5 protein-coding genes are annotated in these 3,932 nt (G+C 41.1%); 2 read left to right on the forward strand and 3 right to left on the reverse strand.

Features of this window, described 5'->3' with window-relative positions; all coding sequences use genetic code 11:
• Positions 1-22: 22 nt before the first annotated feature.
• Positions 23-703, reverse strand: coding sequence for an ATP-dependent Zn protease (locus ACFE90_RS36895; RefSeq protein WP_375507193.1), 681 nt, complete (start codon positions 701-703; stop codon positions 23-25).
• A gap of 245 nt (positions 704-948) precedes the next feature.
• Here ACFE90_RS36895 and ACFE90_RS36900 point away from each other — a divergent pair, with 245 nt between their 5' ends.
• The gene (locus ACFE90_RS36900; RefSeq protein ID WP_094348753.1) at positions 949-1,164 is read left to right on the forward strand and encodes a DUF2945 domain-containing protein; all 216 of its coding nucleotides are present in this window, start codon (positions 949-951) and stop codon (positions 1,162-1,164) included.
• A 9-nt stretch (positions 1,165-1,173) separates the two neighbouring features.
• A complete protein-coding gene (locus ACFE90_RS36905) occupies positions 1,174-1,500 on the forward strand; it encodes a DUF3140 domain-containing protein (protein WP_375507194.1) in 327 nt (108 codons plus the stop codon).
• 555 nt (positions 1,501-2,055) lie between these two features.
• Here ACFE90_RS36905 and ACFE90_RS36910 read toward each other — a convergent pair.
• Complete coding sequence (locus ACFE90_RS36910; RefSeq protein WP_375507195.1) at positions 2,056-2,910, reverse strand: CheR family methyltransferase; 855 nt, start codon at positions 2,908-2,910, stop codon at positions 2,056-2,058.
• On the reverse strand, positions 2,910-3,932 hold a 1,023-nt coding region (locus tag ACFE90_RS36915; protein WP_375507196.1), incomplete at its 5' end, for a chemotaxis response regulator protein-glutamate methylesterase. The genes ACFE90_RS36910 and ACFE90_RS36915, both read right to left, overlap by 1 nt.

The raw sequence follows: 3,932 nt of genomic DNA on the forward strand, positions 1-3,932 counted from the left end.
CTACCTCCCCACTCCCCACTCCTTACTCCCCTCTTACTCTTAACTGGGCATGACAATCTTCTACCGAAGTGCGTTGTCGCATAGCATTAACTAAAGTCTCGTAGGTAGACCAATTTTCTTGCAGTAGGGTTTTTGCCTGGAGGGTATGAAACCGCAGTTTCTGCTGATAAACTGATTCAGAAAATCCCAAAATTGTCAAGACTCCTATCAGCTTATTTTTATCATCGCCTCCCCCCTCAGCATTATTAAAAACTAGGGTTTCAGCAGCAATACCCGCCATCCAAACAGTGCAGTAGCGGTCTAGCATTTGGGCGCTGATTTTACCCACTTCTAGTTGAGATGCTAATTCGCCGTCATCAAAGCTAACGCCACCTTGCCCAGGTTGCCCCTGTTTCCAGGCTTCCCATGCGCTGAGGGTGTAGCCGGTAACGGGAATACCTAACAGGTAAGCAACCAAGAAATGCCCTGCTTCATGGTGGACGATGCGATCGCGGTGTTCACTTGAAAATCCAGCAATCCAATCTAAAAAGATAGTACCACCCTTGCCTTGCAAGCTAAAACTGTCAAAAGTGGCTATTCCCAAAATAGCGAAGGTAGCAAGTGCAGGTACTGCCGGGGATAAGTTTAAGAATGGCCCCAACAGTACCGATAGAGTCATCAGAAAGATAGATATTGCAACTAAATTTAGGCTAGTCTGGCTCATTGAGAGTTTTTTGAAAATCTGCTTAATCTCTCTTTATTATCAAGCAATGTCTACGACGGGCGTAGCTGCGGCACAGCTTTTTTATCAAGCTGCTTGTAGCGATCGCCTAATTTTTTCATCTTACACCTAATTAAATTACTGGCTTAATAACGGATGTTTTCTCTATCACTAGAATGATGGCTGCTTTTCCAGTCGCAGACATAATGTGACCTTAGTAGGTATAAAACATCCAACAGGAGATGAATGTGGCTGAACAATTCAAAAAGGGCGATCGGGTTGAATGGAACACTTCACAAGGCAAGACAACTGGCAAAGTAGTAAAGAAACTCACTTCACCTACAGATATAAAAGAACACCATATTGCTGCAAGTGAAGATAATCCTGAGTACTTAGTTGAAAGTGATAAGACAGGAAAACAAGCTGCTCACAAGCCTGATGCTCTCAAGAAAGTAGAGGAGTAATAGTTAATCATGAGCAAAGATGTTAAAACCGTGATTGCCGATTTTCATCAAGTTGTCAATATGACACCCAAGGAACTAGAGTCTTGGCTAGATACGGATGAGTCGCAAACTGTGGGGCAAAAGGATGGTGACGATGAGTCAATCGGCCATAAATCTGGGCGGCGTATCATTCAGCTATTGCAGAAAAAAGATGACTATACAGACGATGACGTTTCGCACATGAAGAAAGTTGTTAGTTACGTCCACCGTCATCTGGCGCAGCAGCCATCGGGCGACTTAGAACACACACGTTGGTGCTACTCTTTAAAAAATTGGGGACACGACCCACTCAAGTAAATTACAGTAATTCGGTCGAGTTTTTTATTAATTAAAATATGACCGAAACTATGTTTTGCAAATTACCCATGTGTGGGAAAAAATTACAGGAGAGAAAGTAAGAAAGGTGGAAAAGTAGGATGTTTTTTATACCCCTTGATTATCAGGTTATTACACGGTATTTTGATATGTTAAGTACAGTTCTTGAAAGGGAGTTTGGGGAGATGTAAAAAAGCTGCTGAAATTTTGAAGTTTTTTCAGAATTTTCAGATGAAAACCTGAAAGTAAATAGGAAAATGGAGTTAAAAAGATACGCTTTTTTTAACTCCTTTTATAGTTATATTTAATTAAAGTAACCTTTCGGGGCATTTTCATTAACATGTAGTATGTAATACCAATTAAAAAAAAATGCTACAGATATACACTCTCAAACCCTTGTGATATCTAGTTTTATTCATTTTGAATTTTGAATGCGTGAATTTTAAATTGGTATAACTTGTGACTTTCAATATTTTGTCAAAACCCTTAATGATTATGAGGGGAATGTCGGAAAACAGCAGTTCGCTGATTTTTATCTCAATCGACAATTTTAACTTCAGGATTGTGCAATCGATAGCAGATAGCTTTGTCAAATAAAACCCGCTTGAATGATTCATCTAAGCTGATAGTTGTTTCACCACTACCCAGAAACAAGTAGCCATCTGGTCTTAATTGCTGCTTGATCTTTTTTAGCAATGCTTTCTTGGTAACAACATCAAAGTAGATTAAAACATTCCGTAAAAAAATAACGTCGAATTGCGGCAGAGATGACCAAGATTGCAAAAGATTCAACTGACGAAAATCAACCATCTGGCGGATTTGTTCCTTTATTTGCCAGTCAGTATCTAGCTTTTGAAAGTAGCAATCGCGAATATTTTTAGGTAGTCCACGCTTCATTTCAAGTTGGTTATAATGCCCTTCGCAAGCACGCGCTAAAACCTTAGTAGAAAAATCAGTCGCAATTAATTTTACAGACCAATTACTAAACATGGGAAAATGTTCATGAATTAGTATGGCGATGCTATAAGGTTCTTGTCCATTGGAGCAGGCAGCACACCAAATGTTGAGCGATCGCTCAATTTGTCGTTGTTTAATTAACTCTGGTAGGATGTATTTTTTCAGTGCTTCAAAAGGGTGGCTATCACGGAAGAATGAGGTTTCGTTAGTGACTAGCGCCTCGATTGTCTGGACGTGAAGACTATTAAACGGGTGAGTTCGCAAGTAAGTAACCAAATCAGCGATAGAAGCAAATCCTGCCGATTCGATAATTGGCTGCAAATGTAACTCTGCTAAATAGGTTTTATCACCAAACAACACAACTGCTGAATGATGATGAACTAACTCCCGAAGATACTCAAAATCAGTAGTGCTTACACCCATAATCTGTGTCATTACAGGTCTGAAAAAGGAATTTGATTGAAACGAATTCTCTGCATAATTTCAGATGCGATTTGGTTAAGTGGAAGAATTTTATTAGCAAGCCCGGCATTAACTACAAAACTAGGCATTCCCCACACAACGCTAGTAACTTTATCTTGTGCAAGTACCTGTCCACCCGCCTCGCGTATGCACTGACAGCCATGCAACCCATCTTGCCCCATACCCGTAAGGATAACTGCGATGGCCCCAGCACCATAAACCTGTGCAACCGATCGCAACAGTACATCGACTGAAGGACGACAAGAATTTTCGGGCGATGCTTGATGGGTGACAAGTTGAACTCCAGTTTTCTCGCGTTGCACAATTAGATGAAAATCTCCTGGTGCAATCCAGGCATGTCCTGGTTTTAGTATTTGTCCAGAAACCGCTTCATCTACTGGGATCTGACACTTGGAAGCTAATTGTTTAGCTAGTAGTTTCGTAAACATTGGCGGCATGTGTTGCACAATCAAAATCGGTACTGATAAATCTGCTGGAAACTCCCTAAGTACTACAGCCAGAGCATTTGGGCCTCCGGTAGAAACCCCAATTGCCACAACCTCCACCTGCTGTATATCGCTACCAACGGGAAAAATAACTGGATGGGTAATTGTGCTTGGTGTGTAAGATGTAGCAAATACCTTAATTTTAGGAATTAAATCATCCTGAATATGTTGGGTTGCTGCCTCTACATTTCCTAAGTTACTAGGTTTTGTGGCATAGTCTGAAGCCCCTAAAGAAAGAGCTTCCAGCGTTGCGATCGCTCCACTGCGTGTAAAGGTACTATACATAATCACTGGTAAACGTGGATACATCTGTCGAATAGCGGACAGGGTTTGCAAACCATCCATCTCCGGCATCTCAATATCCAGGATAATCACATCAGGATTAACTTGGGAAATTTTGGCAAGGGCAATGCGACCGTTAGCCGCGACTCCTACCACCTCCAGTTCTGGATCGCTAGACAAAATTTTACTTACTCGACTCCGTACTAC

Source organism: uncultured Nostoc sp. (assembly GCF_964245445.1).
Lineage (GTDB): Bacteria > Cyanobacteriota > Cyanobacteriia > Cyanobacteriales > Nostocaceae > Nostoc.

Excerpts from the sequence above, each read along its gene's own strand:
- ACFE90_RS36895 (WP_375507193.1), bottom strand. The coding sequence starts at position 703 with ATGAGCCAGACTAGCCTAAATTTAGTTGCAATATCTATCTTTCTGATG.
- ACFE90_RS36905 (WP_375507194.1), top strand. The coding sequence starts at position 1,174 with ATGAGCAAAGATGTTAAAACCGTGATTGCCGATTTTCATCAAGTTGTC.
- ACFE90_RS36910 (WP_375507195.1), bottom strand. The coding sequence starts at position 2,910 with ATGACACAGATTATGGGTGTAAGCACTACTGATTTTGAGTATCTTCGG.